Raw genomic sequence first — 17,148 nt, 5'->3', positions numbered from 1 at the left:
CAGTGTGGACGGTTACGATGCGCCCGGTGGGCAAATGCCGATACTTCATCTGTAATGCTCCTAGGCTTCCATGACCACGTTATAGCAATCGTGGCGAGGGAACGCTGAGGATTGCAAAATTTTTTATAGATAGGGCGACGGCAAATCGCACTCATGCGACATGAATGCGACATGACGGTCTCTATAGCTTGCAACGTAAGGAGTTAAGGAAGCTTCCTAATCTGTAGGTCACAGGTTCGATTCCTGTCGGGATCACCACGCTTAGCAACGGGGAGGATTATATTCCTGATCGTAATGGTCATAGCAAGCGCCTACCTTGCGCACCTCCGGAGCTGCCTCAATCGATCAGGTCGATTTCAAATTCCGGTAACCGCTGCCACTGCTGCAACGGTGTTTCGCGCCGCCAATATTCCAGCACCTTAATTCCCACTGCGCTCACATCGCCGTTCTTGGCGTGTGCAGACCTGCTGGTGGTTCTCCTATCGGAAGAAACTGGCGTCGGATAATTTGTTCGGCTCTTTCGAATTGCTCGGTATAGCCGCATATCAGTTGTAGGTATTCGGGACCACCGCGAGCCCGAGCCAATACGAGGACGCATTCTCTGCTGGACCCGCCTGGACGGAAAGGGACATAGCGCGGCACACCGTATCTATCCCACCAAATCGGTTCTCTGTTGACCAACGATTGGATGTCGTCATAGGCGTGGATGTCATTGTAGACGTTGTGCATCAGACTCCCCGCCTTCAATGTAAGGCGCCCTTAATAGACCTCAAATCTCATGAATGCTCAACCAGACGGCGCCGAGTGGCAGAAGGGCGCGCTAGCTTTCGTCCCAGAAGTCCTGAAGCGAAGCGTGCCGAAGGTCACCGAAATACGTGCCGTCATAGGAAGGGGCCAGGTACGCCCAGAAGGCTTCGTGCGCCTTCGTGGAAGTCGTTTGATGGGGGGGCTTTCAATCGGAACCGGCGCAGCACTGGCTCTTCCGCCGCTTCCAATCTGAAATTGCCGCTTTCCAGCAGACCGGCGATCCACTCGAGGAACTTGCCAAGGGATTCCGCAAGCACCGCCTTCACGTCTTCGTCGCGCCCAAAGAGGATGACCTGGCCGACGCGACCGCTGGGCCAGGGATCGAAATCGAGACCGATATGATTACCTGAACCATCATGGGTCAGCGGTATCCAGCGCGGATTGATATAGGCCGGGTCAACCGCGTGTTCAGGCCACGCCCCTCCGGGAATTTCATAGCGATTGCCGCCGAAATCGGCGAGCACATCGACCCAGGCTTTCCATTGCGCCCCCGCCTGATGCAGCGGCAGCAGCGGATGCCCATAGATATGGCCCCGACGGTCGTCGTTCTCGCCGTCGTGCCATCGGTATAGGTCGCGATAGGCGCGCGGCATCTTGAGGCCGATCAGGCGCTCGAACGCATCCAGTTGCGCGTCCGTGGCCGGCGGATTGAACACATATTTGTCTGGCGGCAGATGGGCAGCATACCAGGCATCAAGGCGCGCAAGCACCGGCGCGATATCTTCCTCCAGCAACGGCTTCGCCTGTCCCGGCGGCCGTTTGGGACGACTGGTTTCGGCCATGGGGGATTTTGTCCTTTGCCGCCTTGCGCACATGGTAGGAAGCAGCCCCGCAAGGCTCAGGGCTCCGAAGATAGACGCACCGATCAGCACATTGCGCCTGCTCCGATCCATCACGGACATTCCGGCGCGATTGATCGGCGCCGCCACACAAGCCCTGAAGGCATCGCAGGTCTCGGCCCGAATTCGTTTGCCGCCATTCAGACGAAGTCCGAGTCTGGCGGGTAACGGTTGTCCATGATTATCTTCATAGCAGACACTTATACCAGAGATCACCGATAGCGACTCATTGTGAGGGCAGTTCGAGCCTTGGAAGACGATCCGTCAATCGAAATCGGATCGGTGCACGAAGACTACCAGGCGGGCATCAGTGATCCCGACTGGAGAGAACGATCGCCGACGTATATCGGCGGATGACCGGAATGAGAGCAGCCCTTTGCAGGGGCGAAGCTTGCGCGCTAGTATCTGCAAAACGGGAGGGGGACTAATGCCACGAATTGAGCGAGTAGAAACCCGCAAGCGCGGATTTCTGGCTATGACCGCAAGACACTCCGGCGACGTTCTCTCGACTGTGTGCGCAATAGCGTTGTTGTGGGAGCACCACTTTGTTCATTGACTACTACGAACTCCTGGAAATCAGCCCGAACGCCAACTCGGAAACGATAGAACGGGTATTTCGTTATTTTGCTATGCGCTACCATCCCGACAATCAGGACACCGGCGATGCATCACGCTTCAGTGAAATCGCGGAGGCCCATAATACTCTCAAAGATCCGGTCAAACGCGTGCAGTACGACATTCAGTATAAAGACCATTTGAAACTTCGCCTCGAGTTGATTGAGGAAGTCAGCAACACTAAAGGAATCGAACGGGACGGCGTCATTCAGGCCAAACTGCTCTCGCTACTTTATGTCAAACGCCGACAAGACGTCAACAATCCTGGCATTGGCGATGAAGAACTCGAACGCATGTCGGGCTGTCCGCGTGAACATCTGGAATTTCATCTCTGGTATCTAAAAGCAAAAGGTTGGATAGGAAGGGTCGAAAACGGAATGTTCGCGATTACCGTAGAAGGCATCGATCGCGCCAATACCGGACATCGTCGTGACACCTCCACCAGACTACTGAATCATACAGGCTGACGAGTGGAAGCTCGCGTGCCAGTGCCCCTTTGATTAGCCCTTAGGAGCCCCACCAGCGCGCGTTCCGGCTGGCCGCTCTCCTAACACCGCCGAAGCGCCTCGCGCACGCCGGCGCTTCTCGCTGGCCTGAATGAGACGCTGCAAAGCCCTGGCCTGAACTCCGGCCCGGAATCGCCTCAACAGGACGCTCTCGCGGCAGACTTCGGGTCTCACATCGGGGCCTAGTGTTGTGACTCTAACACTCGACGCCCTCGTGCGACCTTTTCAAGGATGTCAGCAGCCTTGGCGGTCCAGATGAAGGGTTTGGGGTCGGCATTGTGATGCTCCAGGTAGGCCTCGATCGCGATCGTCAGATCGGTCACGCTGCGAAAGACGCCGCGGCGGATGGCGTCGTCGGTGATGAGCCCGAAGAAGCGCTCGACCTGGTTCAGCCAGGAGGCAGAGGTCGGGGTGAAGTGGAGGCGGAAGCGCTTATGCCGGGCAAGCCAGGCTTTGACCTTGGGATGCTTGTGGGTGGCGTAGTTGTCGACCACCAAATCCAGGGCGAAGTGCTTGGGCGTGTTGCGATCGATCGTACGCAGGAAGCGCAGGAACTCCTGGTGGCGGTGTCGCGGCATGCATTCGCCGATGACCTTGCCGGTGGCCACGTTGAGGGCGGCAAACAGTGTCGTGGTGCCGTTGCGCTTGTAGTCATGGGTCATCGTGCCGGCCCGCCCCTTCTTGATGGGCAGCCCCGGCTGCGTGCGGTCGAGCGCCTGGATTTGGCTCTTCTCGTCGACGCAAAGCACCAGGGCTTTGTCCGGCGGGTTGAGATAAAGGCCGACGACGTCCTGGACCTTCTCGACGAACGCCTTGTCATTGGACAGCTTGAATTTTTTGATCAGATGCGGCTTCAGCCCGTGCGCTGCCCAGATGCGCTGCACGCTCGACGGGCTGAGCCCAACCACCTTGGCGAGCTTGCGCACCGACCAATGGGTGCCCGCCGGCGGCTTCTGATGCAGCGTCATATCCACCACACGCTTGATCACCTCGGCCGAAAGCGGCGGCTTGCGGCTCGGCCGGCTGGCATCCCGCTTCAGCCCCTCAATGCCGCACGCAACGTAACGATCACGCCAGCGATAGGCGGTTCGCTTGGTTTTGCCGGTCGCCCGTACAATCGCGGTGACGCCGTCGCCGCCCGCCCACAACAGCACGATCCGCGCCCGCCAAACCCATTTCTGTGGCGAGTTGCGGTCCGCCACCCAACCTTCCAGCGTCGCCCGATCCTCAGGAGACAACCGGATGCCCGATTCAGTTGACATGCCCTCTGACTCGCACATCAGAGAGCTAAAGGGAATCCTTTCGTCAGAGACGGAACACTAGAAGCCGGCAACCTTCAGCGGCCATATCGTGGCGTCGTAGATCGAGAAAGCAGACGCCGATCAGGTTCAAATCGCTGCCGTGGATGAAGCTCAGGACCAGCGAGGTTAGCAACGCCGGCAGGTATCCGACCACGTAGACCGCTAGCACCAAGGTCAGCGGATCGGTCTTGATCTTGCTGATCGACCAGTGAAGTGCTTCGCGAGCCAGTTCTTCCATAGTGTGCAGTCAACCACGCCGGCGGCTTTGCAGCAACATCCAAGGCCGCGACGATCCTGCCTCCTTCGTCGCGACCGCGCGAACGATCAAAGTCGCCGCCAGAGCAGCAGCTCCACCGGCAAAGACGTCGGCCAGATAGTGGCTGCCTTCGGGGATTGTCGCCACGATCATCGTCGCATTGAGAGCCGCTGCCGGCAGGGCGACAAACCTGACGCCGCGCAGCGCATAGATGAAGATGAAGCCGATCGCCGCGTGAAACGATGGGAAGGTCACCAGTCCTTCGACTTCCGAGAGCGTGAACGGCTCCAGGCGGCGTAGCGCGAAGAGCTGGGCTAGGTGACGCGTGCCGGCGCCGGGGCTGAATGAACTCAATATCTCCGGCGAGGGCCTGTAGAACTCATATGTGCCGGCCGCAGGGATTGCCCACATCACCAGGCAGGTGAAGCAGGCGGTCAGCCCATACAAGGCCACGAACTCGTGGAGGCGACGTGTGCGACCGGCGAATGCCAGGACCGCCGGCACGGCAAGCATCTGCGCTGTGATGCTTCCATAGGCCATCGACAATACCGAGGCAGCGAGCTGGCTCGAGTTGAGAGCGGCGACAAAGCCTGTCCAGTGAAAGCCGAGAGACTCGTCGAAGGCCGCCAGATCGGCATCCATGAGCGGCCTGTCTGTCGCGCTCGCAAGGTACGAAAATATGCCAAAAGCCGCAGTCAGAAAGACCATCAACAGCATGGCGCCTGCCAACGTTCGACCACGGCTCACAGCCATGCTCATTGTGTCGCGGTAACGAAACCGCATCTTGCGAAGCTGGTAGCTAAGCGCAACTAAACACAGCCATAGCAGGGCGATCGACGCCGCCAGGGCGGCGTAGACGCGCAGTGCAGCCGGATCGAGCGAAATGGTCGAGGTCGGCAGCCAGAGCGCGTCGACCACGGCTAACACGATCGTAATCACCACGCTGACTGCAATCAGACAACGACTTCTATCGTTTTCCATGCCCCGCCCCCTGAACGACCCGCCAGATTGAAACACCGCTATCGGTTGCGCGCAAGGCGATGGTTTCCGATGGGTTAACCTCCAATTTGAAGGCCACTTGAAAGGGCCTTAGAAACTGCTCAATCAGGCCGGTCGGCCGCAAATCCGAACGGACGCTGGCCTTGCTCCTCCGACTGCGGCGGTGCCACGGTTTTGCCAGGTGATTGCAGGCGGCCCGTTCTGAGAAAGGGATACAGCAGTTGGGGGGTGAACCACCCCGGGATTTGCTCGTCGATTCCGTACTTTTTTGGCATCTCGTTTCCGGGCAGATAGAGAGTGCCGAAGAGGGCATCAAGAAACGGAAGCTGTGCAGCGAAGTTCGTGTCATGGGCGGCCTTCTCGTGGCCATGGTGCCAGTGATGGAACTGAGGCGTTGCGATCAGCCACCTGAGCGGGCCAAGACTGACCTTGGTGTTCGAATGGATCAGGCAGGTGTGAAAGTAAAATACGGTGCCGAACAGGGCGATCGCCGGCTCCGAGAAGCCAAGTCCGAATACTGGCACGAAGGATGCCGCCTTGGTCAGAATCAGGTCGACCGGGTGTATTTTGAAGGACGCCGCCCAGTCGAGTTCTTCTGAGCTATGATGGATCGAATGGAAGCGCCAAAGCACCGACCAACGGTGCATTGCGCGGTGTGAGAAATAATACCCAATATCTGCGACCGCGACGATTTCCAGAATCTGCAGCCACACAGGCTGTGAGGCCACCGCCGCGCGCATCGGCTCCGGGAAAATCCACGCCAACACCCACATGCCGCCCGTTACGATGGGTATCAACCCGGCCTTGACCATCGGTCCATTGAGCATGGCGAAGGCGATGTCGTTTGCCCATCCGGCCCTGAACGTCTTCTGGTGTGCTCGAAGGCTGATCAGGTGCTCCAGGGGCACGAAGATCAGAAAGGTAACAAGCAGCAGTTTGATGCTGAAGATATCCACGTCCCGCGCCCCAAAATGTCCAGAGACAGAATACCGGCAGCGACGATCCATTGAAAGCTAATCAATGGGTTCAAAGCTGCCGGTAAACGTGCCGGTCTCTCGGGTCCAAATCGACGGGGCCGGCGGTGGTTTCCAGATTACGGGTTGGCCGTCAGTGTCGCGGACAGCGAGGTCCACCGGGCCCCGACCCAGGTGCCGACGACAACGATCGAGGCGATCACGGCGATGGTGATGATGCCGAGGAGGATCGTGTATTCCACCATCGCGGCGCCGTTTTCGTCGTCGCGGAACTGCTTGAAAAGTTTGGTCATATCTCTGTACCCCTTACCCATTTACCCGGACAGAGGTGCCCCTTTAGGTCGCTCATCCCCCAGTCCCGAAGATGATCCTCTTCCTCAAATCCGATGCAAGTCAACTGTCGTTTAACGGACGGTTAACCTTGGGATGCTTCCGGGCTTGCGGGTTTTACACCTAAGCCTCTGCGAATTCATCGAAATTTGCCGGCTTAACCATTCGGCGTAGTTTTGACCGACCACTTCGTGGGACCTAAGCCCCAGATATATCCCGTTATTTAGAGGGTGCTGATGCGCCTTCGCTCCGAAAATCTGAACCAGCAACTTCCGCGATCACGGAAAGGCAAACCATGCGCCTCATCGACAACTGGCAGGCCGTGCTTAAGCGCGGCTGGACGCCGCGCCTGATCGCCCTGATGGGCGTCGTCAACGGCGTCTATGCCTTCACCGATATCATCGTTGGCACCATGCCGATGCCGCCGAAATGGCTGGCTGCCGTCAACGGCGTGCTTGCTGCCGTGACGTTCGTGGCGCGCTTCATCCCGCAAAAGCCAATCTCAGGAGATCCCGATGCCGAGGAATAAGATCGTTTCGAGCAGCCGCGCCAAGGCCGCCATCGCCGCCGTCATGGCGATGTCGAGCATGATCGGTGGTGCTTGGCATGTCGTGAGGCCGGGCGAGGCGTCGGTGCCGGCTGCCATCGTGCTTGCCGGGCAGACGTTGGTCCAGCCCTGGGAGGGCCGCGAACTCAAGGCCTATTACGACAGGATCGCCAAGCCGGCGGTCTGGACCATCTGTGATGGTGACACGGAGAACGTGAAGGCCGGCATGGTGGAAACGCCGGCCGGCTGCGACAGGCGGCTGCAAAAGTGGCTGACCAAGGATTTCTATCCCGGCCTCAAGAAGTGCATTGCCTCGTTCGACAAGAAACCGGTGTCCTGGCAGGCGATGATGACCTCGCTTTCCTACAATGTCGGGATCGGCGCGGCGTTGAGTGCGATGTAGTCGGCGAGCCCGGGAACGGGCGTGACGACCGTCAGCGCCGGGTCGGCAAGCGGGCGCCCAGTGGCGCTGGCCACATGCATTAGAATAGTCGTGCAGATCAGCAGTGGGACAAAGGCTGCCGCGACAAGCACCAAGCTTCCAAGAAAATCGGATGCCCGGCGAACAAATTGGCCTGCCCGCGAGCGATCGTCCGTAGGCGCCGCGTGGCAAGCCACGAAACCAAACCAGCCAAGCAGATGCATAATGCCACTGCTCTAATGTCATGCCAGTTAAGTGGCGAAAAGCGGACGCTCGAATAGGGCAGCCACAGCAGGTCAACAGCCCCGAGCAGGCCTGAAGTGATCAACGTCGCGTAAAGGTAGTTCCTTGCGCCCATAATACTCGCCGCAGTATTGGATGAATTTACCCACCGTGTTTTGAGATGCGACATAAGCTATCGCGGGTCAGGCGCCGGCAAAGATGCGCCAGCGAAACGAGGCAAGAGCATCGGGACGCGCTGGGCGTATTCATGATATTCGGGAAACGTCGCTCGCAAGATCCTCTCCTCGTTGATTATCCGCCGGTATTGGAAAGCGAGAGCGATCGCGCAGATTGCGACCGTTGCCCATGTCGGATTACCGAGAAGAATGCCGAGCAGGACGATCGCTTCGCAGGCGTAGAGCGGGTGCCTCACGATTTGATAGGGGCCTGCGGTGACGAGCCGCCTGGCCTGAGCAGCGATGCTGAACGATCTGCCGAGCCACCATAGGCACCAAACACAAAGCGCGAAGCCGATGATGGTAATCAGGTCGGCAGTGAGCTCAATCTGCGGAAGTATCTCGACTCGAGGGACAGCAATCAGAGTTGCGGTGGCAAAGCATCCGATCAGCGCCGAGATTCGGGGCTCCAGTCCCTGCGCTGTCTTCAGTGGCGGAAGACGCACCACTGTCGTTGCAACAACGAGAACGAGGAAGCCGAGAGCGGCAACGTCTGCTGCGAGCCCGATAATTCGTGTTATTGGCCATTCTTCGCCGCGAAGAGCTATAACCAATGCTCCAGCCTTCAAAGTCGCGCAGAACGTGAAGTAAAGTGTCATCGTTGCGCGCCCGATGAAATCACGCGTCGCTGCTGGTGGGAGCTTCATGGATTTTGCCCTTCGGAATAAACGGATAGGCGAGTTGCTCGACGTAAGTTGGTGGAATGGGATCATCGACGCCATAGCGGTCCGGCACCGCTTTGCCAGGCAGGTGCATCGTTCCAAACAGCGCGTCGGCTTTCCTGACGATCTTTTGACCTAGCCTAACAGCGAGCAGGCGCTCGACCGGAACGAAGATCAGAACCGCAATCAAAAGCGCTTTGAGATTGAGAATGTCCATACGGCGCCCCGCCGGCAAGACCCAATCCAAGCACTTCGCCGATTTGAGCGCAAGTTAATGGTTTCCAAAAGGTTAATTGGGAAGGTGACTTGCGCGCCACCAGTGTCAGATCGAGAAGCCGACTAGAACCGTCAAGTTGCTATAAATCTGAAACGCTATCGTGAAGATCGCTGCGAGTGAGATCGGCACACCAAACGGCACAACGCCTTTGCGATCCAGGTGCTGAACATAGAGGCGGAAGGCGCCCGCGGGCAGCATGAGTGGATTTTTGACGACCATCGCCGTGGCGAGGGCGAAAAGAAGCAGGAGCACGGAAAACACCAGGAGGCCGCTGCCGCCGATCAGAAACGGCACCACCGCTAGCAGCTTGACATCGCCGGCCCCGACCTTGCGCAGGGCCCAGAACGGAAACAGCGCAACAAACAGCAAAAGACCGGCAAGCGCGCTCAGGCCCATGTCCCACCACGACCCGGATTGCACCGACAGGAGTTGCAGCGAGCCCAAACCCAGGCAAAGCAGCAGCAGCACATTCTGGTTGGATATTTTCTGGGTGGTGAAGTCGAGCCAGGCGATCCTTGCCAGCAAAGGAATGGCTAGTCCCTTCAGCAGCACCGATGCGGCGAGCAACATGCTATCGCCTTACCGCTCGAGATTCTTCACGCTGGACGACAGGAGCTGCAGATTGTTGGCCACGGTCGGATCGTTGGGCGCCAGTTCATAAGCCTTGAGGAAATTGCTGCGCGCGTCCTGCAGCTTGCCACGCAGCAGATAGGAATAGCCGACATTGTTGTAATATTCGGGTGTCCCGCCGACCAGCCGGAAGGCCTGGCGATAGGCCAGGTCGGAGAGGTCGAAGCGGCGGATGCGATCGCTAGAGGCGGCCAGGCCCATCCAGGCACCACCATCATTGGGCGCCAGTTGCGTCGCCTTGTAGAACAGGGCGCCGGCATTGCCGTAGTTTTCCGCGCGGAACTGGTTCTTGGCTTCGGCGACGGCTAGGTCCGAGGCATAATATTCGACGTCGCTGACCGTCTTCAGCCCGTCGAAGGCATCCCCAAAGGCAGTCACATCACCTTTTGAGGGCTCGTTGGTGCGGACGACACCGCTGGTATCAGCCGTCTGACAGCCGGAAAGCACGATCAGCAGCAGACTGGCTGCGGCTGCGAGGCGCATTGGCCCTGTCATTTCGTCCCCCAAAAGAATTCTCTCCGACTCTGTATTCCGACCAAAGCATATACCTGCCTAGAAGAAAATGCCCTTCATTCGAATGATGACAGGCAGCATCACGACCATCATCACCACCGGAAAGATGCACAGCCCCAATGGAATCATCATCTTGACCGGCAAAGAGTTGGCGCGTTCCTCGGCCCGAAGGATTCTCTGTCCACGCATTTCGTCGCTGTAGACGCGCAAGGCTTCTGTCAAACTTGTACCGAGTTCCTCGGATTGCCGGAACAGAACCGCCAGCGCCCGCGCCTCTTCAAGCCCGATGCGGTCAGACAGTTCGCGCAGCGCCTCGCGCAGCGGCTTGCCGGCGCGCAACTGCAGAGTCATGATCGAAAGCTGGATGCCAAGCCATTTATGGGTGCCGGCCAGTTCGTTGCTGACGCGCTCGACGGCCGCCTCGAGGCTCATGCCCGCGTCGGCGCAGGTAATCATCATATCCATGAAATCCGGAAAGCCGCGACGATAGATCTGCTTTTGCCCATTCTCGAACCGGTCGAGCGCGATGCTGGGTATGACAATACATGCCAGCCCAAGCAAGGCTGAACCTCCAAAAGCAACAAGACTGGGCAATTGGGGCGGTAAAATCTGGGACAGGAGAGCATAGGTCGCAACAAAGCCGACGCAGACTGCGCCGAGCCGAGACAGAGTATAAATGAGCGGCGCGCTTGACTGGTAGAAGCCGGCGCGAAAGAGCTTCGCGTCCAGCGCGCTGGGCTCGTCCCGTTCCTTTTTGAGCGATCGAAAATACGCTTCGACCGGCCGCTGCGCCGAGATCCTGGCCAGTTCTTCCTGTCCCACAAGCGAGCGTCGATTGGGAATACCCTCTGCCAACAGGCTTTGCGCAACCCGTTTCCTCGTCTGCAGCGCCGGCGTGAAGACAAATGCGCCCAACAGGAATAGCGCCACCGCCGCCAGGAAAACGGCGATGGAGACCAGAAGGCTCAGATCCTGGGTATTCGAAAACAGGTTTATGGCTGGCTCCTGTCAAAAATCGAAATTGACCATGCGATACATGATGAAGTCGCCCAGCAGAGCCCATAGTCCGAAAATCAAAAACACAGGCATGATCAGCGGATTGCCCCATACATCGCCATAGTAGCTCGGAGCGATGCCCATGAGGATGCCGAACATGAAGAGCGGAAACAATGAAATGATCCACCCCGACATTCGCCCCTCGGCCGAGAGCGCCTTGATCTTCAATCTGAGTTTCTGCCGTTCGCGCAGCACCGATGCGAGGTTCGACAGTATCTCGGTCAAATTGCCTCCGGTCTTGGCCTGAATCGATAGCGACACAGACAGCAGTTGAAGGCCCTCGAAGCCGACGCGTTGCGAGAGTTTCCGCACCGCGTTTTCAAGGCTAAGGCCAAAGGTGATTTCGTCGGAAACGATGCCGAATTCGGTGCCGAGGGGATCAGGCATTTCACGGGCGACAAGACCTATCGCCACGGAAGTCGGATGACCGGCGCGCAGCGAACGCACGATCATGTCAAGTGCATCCGGCAATTGCTTCGCGAATTTCTGTATTCGCTTGGCACGGGCGCGGCGGAGAACCAGAAACGGCAGGGCGAATCCGATGAGAAGAAAGGTGATACATGAAACCACGGCGGAGAAGTGTAGCAGGAACGAAAATACCAGTGCCAGTACTAGCCCAGCGAGAATAAATATCGCGACAAACGACAGCGGATTCCCGGTAATGCCGGATTGGGTGTATAGCCTGTTCAGCCCGACCGCATTGAAAAGAAAATCGCCTGAGCCGGTAAGCCCACGTTCTCGCAGCAATCCCTGCAAGGTCTGTTCGGCCGGAACCTCGTCAGCGAGCCGCTTCAGCCGACGATTGATCGTGCTGACCGTTGAGCGGCGCTTGGAGTACGTCATGTACAGAGCTTCGGCCGCGAGAATAACCGACGCCGACGCCATCACATAGATGAGGTAAAGTAATGTCTGGCCAGACGGCATCAAAGCGGAACCTGCGGATTGAAGGCATCCTTGGCGAAGTGGTGGCCGAGCGTCGCCGCTTCCTGGGCAAAGCGCGGCCGGACGCCGGTGGCGCGAAATTCACCGACGATCTGACCCTCCGCATTCACATCGCGGCGAACGAAATGGTAAAGTTCCTGAAGCTGGACGACATTGCCTTCCATACCGGTGAGTTCCGAGATGGAAACGACCCGCCTGCCACCGTCTGAAAGGCGCTGTGTCTGCACGATGATGTCGATGGCCGACGCAATCTGCGCTCGGATGGACTCATGTGTCATCGGCATGCCGGCCATGCCGACCATCTGTTCCAGCCGCGATATGGCATCTCGCGGTGTATTGGCATGAATAGTGGTCATCGAACCTTCATGGCCGGTGTTCATCGCCTGCAGCATGTCGAAGGCTTCCTCGCCGCGGACCTCGCCGACGATGATGCGGTCGGGCCGCATGCGCAGCGCGTTCTTGAGCAGTTCGCGCTGACGAACCTCGCCCTTGCCCTCGACATTGGGCGGACGCGTCTCCAGCCGGCCGACATGCGGCTGCTGCAATTGCAGTTCCGCCGCGTCCTCGATGGTGATCAGGCGCTCCCGGGACGGGATGTAGCTCGACAGCGCGTTGAGCAGGGTCGTCTTGCCGCTGCCGGTGCCGCCCGAAACCAGGATCGACTTGCGCGCCTGCACCGCAATGCGCAGCAGGTCAATCATCGGCTGGCGGATTGAATTGAACGCCATCAGGCGTTCGAGCGAATAGGGGTTTTTGGAGAATTTGCGGATCGACACCAGCGGGCCATCCACCGAGATCGGCCGCACCGCGATGTTGACGCGCGACCCATCTTCCAGCCGCGCATCCACCATCGGCGCCGACTCGTCGACGCGTCGGCCGATCGCCGAGACGATCTTGTTGATGACACGCAGCAGATGCGCCTCGTCGCGGAAACGGATCGAGGTTTCCTCGATCACGCCGCGCCGCTCGATGAAAACGCGATTATGCGTGTTGATCAGTATGTCGGAAATTGAATCGTCTTTCAGCAGCGGCTCGATCGGCCCCAGGCCGAGCATCTCGTCGGCGGTGTCGCTGGTCAATTGATCGAGCTCGCGAGCATTCAGCGGCACGTTGCGAGCGCGGACAAATTCCCGCACGATCGGCCGGATTTCGTTCAAGATTTCATCCTTGGACGCGTTTTCAAGGGCGGTCAGGTTGAAGCGGTCAATGAGGTGGCGGTGGAGCTCGACCTTGAGCGTCAGGAAATCGTTACCATGCGGCGCTAGATCGGAGGCTGGGGAAAGCGTAGGGACGACAGGCGACACCGCCGCTATCGGATGGAGCGTTGGCTCGACCCGCGGCTCGCTTGATCCCTTGATGAATCGCCCCAGCATGACGCTTCTCCCCTTTGAAATCCCCACCGCGAAACTAAGCGTTAACCACGCTTGGCACAAGCGCCAGCCGCACCATGCAACTTAATACTTCAGACATAGTTAAAATCAAGGATAAGAAAACGCGACGTTCATTTGGTCAGCGGCGCTGTCCTAATGGAACACGAGCACTCGCCTTTCAATGCCAGATGCTTTTTTGTCACAAAGGCGCCATGGAACCCACGCAAACCCTTAAGATATAAAGGAATATGCACTACCGCTAATGCTGCCCCACTTCTGCCATACCCACGGCCAAATTGTGAACGAATGGTTAAGATGGTTGAAAAACGAGGCGAATCAATGTTTTGGTCCGCCTGAGATCGGCAATATTCTTGCCAACTCATGTATAGGAAAGTTAAGAAACCCTTAATGTCGTTTGACTCTGATTTTCGTCGGGACTTAGATCGAGATGACGGGGGATGCTTGGGTATGGATTTCATCCTTGGCTCGTCTCGTCGGGTTCAAACCTCCAAAGGGAGAAATTGGCATGAAGAAGCTCATGACGATGACCCGGCAGTTCCGCGACGACGAAAACGGCGCTGCCATGGTCGAATATACCATCTTGCTCGGCATCATTACTATCGCAGTGATTGCGTCGATTGTTGTCGTCGGCACTTGGGTCGGTGCCCGGTGGACATCGCTATCGACGACGTTGACTGCCAACCCGTGATACGGGTCGCGTCATCGACGCCGCGGATATCCGCGGCGTCGATGATCAAGAATAATACAGCAAGCTGTGCAAACGCAGTCGGGTGGGGCAAGAAATGCGCGCAAACACTGTCATCATGATCGTTCTCGCCGGCGTGTTCGGCGTGGTGGCGGTGGTGCTCGCCAATATTTGGCTGGCTAGCCAGCGCAGTGCAATGGCGCGGACGGATGATGTCCAGCGCGACACAGTCGTGGTGGCCGCGATGCCGTTGAAGTTCGGCGACACGCTGTCGGCGGACAAGCTGCGCGAAGTCGCCTGGCCCTCAGGCGCCGTCCCGACCGGAGCTTTCAAGACAACGAAAGAAATGCTGGACGGCGAAGGCACCAGGCAGGCGCTGCAGGCGATCGGCGTCAACGAGCCTGTTCTCGCCACCAAGATCACTGGCCCGGGCCAACGCGCCACCCTTTCAGCGGTGCTCGGCGAAGGCATGAAGGCCGTCTCTATCAGGGTCAACGACGTGCTTGGCGTCGCCGGGTTCGTTTTCCCCGGCGACCGGGTCGATGTGCTGCTGACGCGCAAGGTGCGCACCGGCCAAGGGACGGACCAGAGTTTTGTCGACGTGCTTCTGCAGAGCATGAAGGTGCTCGCCGTCGACCAGGTCGCCGATGAAAGCACCGAGAACCCGACGGTCGTGAAGGCGGTCACGCTCGAGGCCAGCACCAAGGACGCACAGAAGCTTACCCTCGCCGCCGACGCCGGCCAGCTGTCCCTGGCGCTTCGCCAGGCTGCCGCCAGCAAGGGCGAGACGACCGAACGTATCACGCTTTCCGACCTGACCGGTGATACGCCGGACGATGTCGCCGCCAGGCAGGCCGAACTCGCCAAGCAGGCTGCAGCCGAGGCTGAGGCCGCGGCCGAGCGCAAGCGCGCAGACGACAAGATCAATGGGCTGACCCAGGCCGTGGAACGTGTGGGAAGCAGGCTCGACCTGTTGAGCAGCGCAAAACCGGCGCCGGCAGTGGCCTCAGCACCCCAGGTGCAAGGAGTGGTTAAGGAAGTGATCAAATATGTGCAGCCGGAGCCGCCGACGCGTGCGACAATCGGCGTGTTCAGGGGTGTGAAGCTCGAATCTTACGACGTGCCGCGACAAAAATAACGCTAGGGTAGTGCCGAACGAATCGGCAAACGGGGGTAGTCTAGATGCGTATGTTCCGGGGACCACTGGCGGCTGCCGCGCTGGCCTGTTCGGTCATGTTACTGCCGATCGACCTTGCTGCTCATGCAGCCGATCGCAGGATCGATGTATCGAACCCCAGCGTCCACCGTGTTTTCCTGCCCATGTCGCAGTCGGTGACGATCCAGGTGAACGCCACGCTGGGCGACATCGTCGTCGGCGACGAGAAGATCGCCGACGCCCAGCCAATGACCGATCGGACGCTCTATGTCATCGGCAAGAGCGCCGGCACCACCACCGTCAACCTCTTTTCAGAAGACAAGCGCTCGCTTGGCGTGATCCAGATCGAAGTCGGCGTCGACGTGAGCGACATGGCGCAGGCGATCCGGCAAGTGGCGCCCAATTCGCGCATCGATATCGGTTCGATCAACGGCAAGGTCAGGCTTGGCGGCCATGTCAAGGACGGCGCCACGCTGGCGGCGATCATGGAGGTTGCCCAGCAATATGGCCCCGATGCGATCATAAACGCCGTGACCGTCGACGACAGCCAGCAAGTAAACCTCGAAGTGCGCGTGCTCGAGGCCAAGCGCAACGCCGGCCGCGATCTTGGCGTCTCAATCAGGAGCACCAACGGCAGCGGCACGACCCGCACCGCAACGGGCATAGCCGCCGTCGACGAGGACGGTGTGGTGCTGGGGCCGGGCAATCTGCTTACCGGCCTTCTTTCGAACACCAACCCGTTCGCGGCGCTGATCACCCGCGTCATCGACAGCAACATCAAGGTCGACCTGATCATTGAGGCGCTCGAGGCCAAGGGCGTGGTGCGCACCCTTGCCGAACCCAACCTCACCACTCTTTCCGGTGAGCTCGCCAGCTTCAATGCCGGCGGCGAAGTGCCTATCCGCACCGACGAGGGTGATGGCGAGATCTCGGTCGAATACAAGCAGTTCGGCGTCAATCTGCTGTTCACGCCGGTCGTGCTCAACAACGACAAGATCAACATCAGGCTGGCGCCGGAAGTCAGCGACCTCACCGGTTTCACCGTCGCCGGCGACCCGATCTTCACCAACCGCAAGCTGTCTACCGTCGTCGAGTTGCGCGACGGCCAGAGCTTCGCGGTCGGCGGGCTCTTGTCCAGCAAGAACACCAAGATCCAGAGGCAGGTGCCGTGGCTCGGCCAGGTGCCGATCGTCGGGACGCTGTTCCGGAATTCGAGCAACCAGAAGGAAGAGACCGAACTGGTCGTGATCGTCACGCCGCGTATCGTGCGGCCGGTAAAGCCTGGCGAGCAGCTGGCGACGCCGTTCGACAAGACACGGTCCGCCAACGACCCGGAGCTCTTCATTCTCGGTCAACTCGAAGTGACCAAGGACATGGTTCGCAAATATGAACTCGGCCAAGGCGTGGTCGGTCCCTACGGCCACATGCTCGACCTCAAATCCAAGGACAAGATGCTCTATGTCAAGAAATAGGATCTTGCTCATCCTCTTGTGCGCCGGCGGGCTGACGGGCTGCGCCGCTGACTACCTGAACAATTACGAAACGGTTACACTGGCTGCCGGCGACACGCAGAAATACAATTCGCTGCTGCAGACCGTCGATCCGCTCAATCCGGCGTCGAGGAACACGGCGATCGAAGGCGATGGCGCTCGCGCTGCCGCTGTTGCCCAGAGTTACAAATTTCCACCACCGCCGCCGCCTCCGCCGGCCATCACGGTCAACGTCGGCAACACCGGGGTTGAATAGAAGAGTGCGGGTTCAGCGTCAGGCAAAGCGACTGGCG

Annotated in this window: 21 protein-coding genes; 7 read left to right on the top strand and 14 right to left on the bottom strand. The window is 58.9% G+C overall.

The annotated features are described in order from the left end of the window. Positions 1-881 precede the first annotated feature (881 nt). Entirely contained in the window at positions 882-1,589 is a 708-nt protein-coding gene (locus AC0NIE_RS08105) for an SMI1/KNR4 family protein (protein WP_473488054.1), read from the bottom strand. A 602-nt stretch (positions 1,590-2,191) separates the two neighbouring features. Here AC0NIE_RS08105 and AC0NIE_RS08100 point away from each other — a divergent pair. Further along, a complete protein-coding gene (locus AC0NIE_RS08100) occupies positions 2,192-2,728 on the top strand; it encodes a DnaJ domain-containing protein (protein WP_473488053.1) in 537 nt (178 codons plus the stop codon). Positions 2,729-2,949: 221 nt separating this feature from the next. Here AC0NIE_RS08100 and AC0NIE_RS08095 read toward each other — a convergent pair whose 3' ends face one another. The 5 genes from AC0NIE_RS08095 to AC0NIE_RS08075 all read right to left on the bottom strand — a co-directional run bounded on the left by AC0NIE_RS08095 (position 2,950) and on the right by AC0NIE_RS08075 (position 6,590). Then, positions 2,950-4,029, bottom strand: coding sequence for an IS630 family transposase (locus AC0NIE_RS08095; RefSeq protein ID WP_473490046.1), 1,080 nt, complete (start codon positions 4,027-4,029; stop codon positions 2,950-2,952). A gap of 43 nt (positions 4,030-4,072) precedes the next feature. Beyond that, complete coding sequence (locus AC0NIE_RS08090; RefSeq protein ID WP_473489706.1) at positions 4,073-4,306, bottom strand: hypothetical protein; 234 nt, start codon at positions 4,304-4,306, stop codon at positions 4,073-4,075. Positions 4,307-4,315: 9 nt separating this feature from the next. Continuing rightward, positions 4,316-5,305: a phosphatase PAP2 family protein gene (locus AC0NIE_RS08085; protein ID WP_473489705.1), complete on the bottom strand. Its 990-nt coding sequence runs from the start codon at positions 5,303-5,305 to the stop codon at positions 4,316-4,318. Positions 5,306-5,424: 119 nt separating this feature from the next. Next, a complete protein-coding gene (locus AC0NIE_RS08080) occupies positions 5,425-6,279 on the bottom strand; it encodes a sterol desaturase family protein (protein WP_473489704.1) in 855 nt (284 codons plus the stop codon). A gap of 137 nt (positions 6,280-6,416) precedes the next feature. Continuing rightward, positions 6,417-6,590, bottom strand: coding sequence for a Flp family type IVb pilin (locus AC0NIE_RS08075; protein ID WP_473489703.1), 174 nt, complete (start codon positions 6,588-6,590; stop codon positions 6,417-6,419). Between the two features lie 332 nt (positions 6,591-6,922). Here AC0NIE_RS08075 and AC0NIE_RS08070 point away from each other — a divergent pair, with 332 nt between their 5' ends. After that, positions 6,923-7,156: a DUF7940 domain-containing protein gene (locus AC0NIE_RS08070; RefSeq protein ID WP_473489702.1), complete on the top strand. Its 234-nt coding sequence runs from the start codon at positions 6,923-6,925 to the stop codon at positions 7,154-7,156. Continuing rightward, positions 7,143-7,577: a glycoside hydrolase family protein gene (locus tag AC0NIE_RS08065; protein WP_473489701.1), complete on the top strand. Its 435-nt coding sequence runs from the start codon at positions 7,143-7,145 to the stop codon at positions 7,575-7,577. Before AC0NIE_RS08070 ends, AC0NIE_RS08065 begins: the two co-directional genes overlap by 14 nt. On the opposite strand, the gene AC0NIE_RS08060 is transcribed toward AC0NIE_RS08065, so the two are convergent. The 8 genes from AC0NIE_RS08060 to AC0NIE_RS08025 all read right to left on the bottom strand — a co-directional run bounded on the left by AC0NIE_RS08060 (position 7,538) and on the right by AC0NIE_RS08025 (position 13,506). Then, a complete protein-coding gene (locus AC0NIE_RS08060; protein ID WP_473489700.1) occupies positions 7,538-7,708 on the bottom strand; it encodes a hypothetical protein in 171 nt (56 codons plus the stop codon). The genes AC0NIE_RS08065 and AC0NIE_RS08060 overlap by 40 nt on opposite strands. A 302-nt stretch (positions 7,709-8,010) precedes the next feature. After that, positions 8,011-8,700 carry a methyltransferase family protein gene (locus AC0NIE_RS08055; protein ID WP_473489699.1) on the bottom strand — a complete coding sequence of 230 codons (690 nt, stop codon included), beginning with the start codon at positions 8,698-8,700 and terminating at the stop codon, positions 8,011-8,013. Beyond that, a complete protein-coding gene (locus AC0NIE_RS08050) occupies positions 8,672-8,932 on the bottom strand; it encodes a hypothetical protein (RefSeq protein WP_473489698.1) in 261 nt (86 codons plus the stop codon). Before AC0NIE_RS08050 ends, AC0NIE_RS08055 begins: the two co-directional genes overlap by 29 nt. 105 nt (positions 8,933-9,037) lie before the next feature. Then, positions 9,038-9,562: a prepilin peptidase gene (locus AC0NIE_RS08045; protein ID WP_473489697.1), complete on the bottom strand. Its 525-nt coding sequence runs from the start codon at positions 9,560-9,562 to the stop codon at positions 9,038-9,040. 9 nt (positions 9,563-9,571) lie between these two features. Continuing rightward, positions 9,572-10,117 (bottom strand): tetratricopeptide repeat protein, encoded by a 546-nt coding sequence (locus AC0NIE_RS08040; protein ID WP_473489696.1) that lies wholly within the window; start codon positions 10,115-10,117, stop codon positions 9,572-9,574. 57 nt (positions 10,118-10,174) lie between these two features. Further along, entirely contained in the window at positions 10,175-11,125 is a 951-nt protein-coding gene (locus tag AC0NIE_RS08035; RefSeq protein ID WP_473489707.1) for a type II secretion system F family protein, read from the bottom strand. Positions 11,126-11,143: 18 nt separating this feature from the next. Beyond that, the gene (locus AC0NIE_RS08030; RefSeq protein WP_473489695.1) at positions 11,144-12,115 is read right to left on the bottom strand and encodes a type II secretion system F family protein; all 972 of its coding nucleotides are present in this window, start codon (positions 12,113-12,115) and stop codon (positions 11,144-11,146) included. Next, positions 12,115-13,506 (bottom strand): CpaF family protein, encoded by a 1,392-nt coding sequence (locus AC0NIE_RS08025; protein WP_473489694.1) that lies wholly within the window; start codon positions 13,504-13,506, stop codon positions 12,115-12,117. Before AC0NIE_RS08025 ends, AC0NIE_RS08030 begins: the two co-directional genes overlap by 1 nt. A gap of 523 nt (positions 13,507-14,029) precedes the next feature. Here AC0NIE_RS08025 and AC0NIE_RS08020 point away from each other — a divergent pair. From AC0NIE_RS08020 to AC0NIE_RS08005, 4 genes are all read left to right on the top strand, one after another. Continuing rightward, positions 14,030-14,212, top strand: coding sequence for a Flp family type IVb pilin (locus tag AC0NIE_RS08020; protein WP_258121790.1), 183 nt, complete (start codon positions 14,030-14,032; stop codon positions 14,210-14,212). A 94-nt stretch (positions 14,213-14,306) separates the two neighbouring features. Beyond that, complete coding sequence (gene cpaB, locus AC0NIE_RS08015; protein WP_473489693.1) at positions 14,307-15,347, top strand: Flp pilus assembly protein CpaB; 1,041 nt, start codon at positions 14,307-14,309, stop codon at positions 15,345-15,347. A 44-nt stretch (positions 15,348-15,391) separates the two neighbouring features. Next, entirely contained in the window at positions 15,392-16,837 is a 1,446-nt protein-coding gene (locus tag AC0NIE_RS08010) for a type II and III secretion system protein family protein (RefSeq protein ID WP_473489692.1), read from the top strand. 4 nt (positions 16,838-16,841) lie between these two features. Beyond that, positions 16,842-17,111: a hypothetical protein gene (locus AC0NIE_RS08005; RefSeq protein WP_473489691.1), complete on the top strand. Its 270-nt coding sequence runs from the start codon at positions 16,842-16,844 to the stop codon at positions 17,109-17,111. Positions 17,112-17,148: the final 37 nt, after the last annotated feature.

This window comes from Mesorhizobium sp. WSM4842, from assembly GCF_055901575.1.
Note: the sequence above shows the minus strand (reverse complement) of the source record. Positions and strands in the feature narration are given on the sequence as shown.

Excerpts from the sequence above, each read along its gene's own strand:
- AC0NIE_RS08025 (WP_473489694.1), bottom strand. The coding sequence starts at position 13,506 with ATGCTGGGGCGATTCATCAAGGGATCAAGCGAGCCGCGGGTCGAGCCA.
- AC0NIE_RS08075 (WP_473489703.1), bottom strand. The coding sequence starts at position 6,590 with ATGACCAAACTTTTCAAGCAGTTCCGCGACGACGAAAACGGCGCCGCG.
- AC0NIE_RS08040 (WP_473489696.1), bottom strand. The coding sequence starts at position 10,117 with ATGACAGGGCCAATGCGCCTCGCAGCCGCAGCCAGTCTGCTGCTGATC.
- AC0NIE_RS08010 (WP_473489692.1), top strand. The coding sequence starts at position 15,392 with ATGCGTATGTTCCGGGGACCACTGGCGGCTGCCGCGCTGGCCTGTTCG.
- AC0NIE_RS08085 (WP_473489705.1), bottom strand. The coding sequence starts at position 5,305 with ATGGAAAACGATAGAAGTCGTTGTCTGATTGCAGTCAGCGTGGTGATT.
- AC0NIE_RS08030 (WP_473489695.1), bottom strand. The coding sequence starts at position 12,115 with ATGCCGTCTGGCCAGACATTACTTTACCTCATCTATGTGATGGCGTCG.
- AC0NIE_RS08020 (WP_258121790.1), top strand. The coding sequence starts at position 14,030 with ATGAAGAAGCTCATGACGATGACCCGGCAGTTCCGCGACGACGAAAAC.
- AC0NIE_RS08090 (WP_473489706.1), bottom strand. The coding sequence starts at position 4,306 with ATGGAAGAACTGGCTCGCGAAGCACTTCACTGGTCGATCAGCAAGATC.
- AC0NIE_RS08055 (WP_473489699.1), bottom strand. The coding sequence starts at position 8,700 with ATGAAGCTCCCACCAGCAGCGACGCGTGATTTCATCGGGCGCGCAACG.
- AC0NIE_RS08070 (WP_473489702.1), top strand. The coding sequence starts at position 6,923 with ATGCGCCTCATCGACAACTGGCAGGCCGTGCTTAAGCGCGGCTGGACG.
- AC0NIE_RS08105 (WP_473488054.1), bottom strand. The coding sequence starts at position 1,589 with ATGGCCGAAACCAGTCGTCCCAAACGGCCGCCGGGACAGGCGAAGCCG.
- AC0NIE_RS08065 (WP_473489701.1), top strand. The coding sequence starts at position 7,143 with ATGCCGAGGAATAAGATCGTTTCGAGCAGCCGCGCCAAGGCCGCCATC.
- cpaB (WP_473489693.1), top strand. The coding sequence starts at position 14,307 with ATGCGCGCAAACACTGTCATCATGATCGTTCTCGCCGGCGTGTTCGGC.
- AC0NIE_RS08050 (WP_473489698.1), bottom strand. The coding sequence starts at position 8,932 with ATGGACATTCTCAATCTCAAAGCGCTTTTGATTGCGGTTCTGATCTTC.
- AC0NIE_RS08095 (WP_473490046.1), bottom strand. The coding sequence starts at position 4,029 with ATGTCAACTGAATCGGGCATCCGGTTGTCTCCTGAGGATCGGGCGACG.
- AC0NIE_RS08045 (WP_473489697.1), bottom strand. The coding sequence starts at position 9,562 with ATGTTGCTCGCCGCATCGGTGCTGCTGAAGGGACTAGCCATTCCTTTG.